This is a genomic window from Parachitinimonas caeni (assembly GCF_030129945.1).
GTDB lineage: Bacteria > Pseudomonadota > Gammaproteobacteria > Burkholderiales > Chitinimonadaceae > Parachitinimonas > Parachitinimonas caeni.
In genome coordinates this window covers 1-255 of record NZ_JARRAF010000304.1, presented here as the reverse complement: position 1 = coordinate 255, position 255 = coordinate 1, and the positions used below count along the sequence as shown (strand labels likewise).

Below are 255 nucleotides of genomic sequence, written 5' to 3'. Positions count from 1 at the left end.
CCCGGGCCTTGGTCGAGCCGCAAACCGGCTGGGTGTGGGTTGATACCTCCAGCGCTTCGCGTGCCGAAACCCTATTGTCGCTACTCCGGGAAGCCCTGGAACACCTGCCTAGCCGCTTGCTTCACACCCAGCAAAGTCCGGTCACGGTGATGACCAACTGGCTGGAAAATGGCGCCGACGAGGGGTTTACCCTGGATGCCGACTGCGAGCTGAAAGCCCCCGGCGATGAGGGTGCCGTCATCCGCTGCCGCCGGC

At 64.7% G+C, this 255-nt stretch carries 1 protein-coding gene; it reads left to right on the top strand.

Annotated features, from left to right (window positions below; all coding sequences use genetic code 11):
* The coding region (gene rdgC / locus PZA18_RS25920) for a recombination-associated protein RdgC (protein WP_284103544.1) at nucleotides 1-255 on the top strand (255 nt) is incomplete at both ends.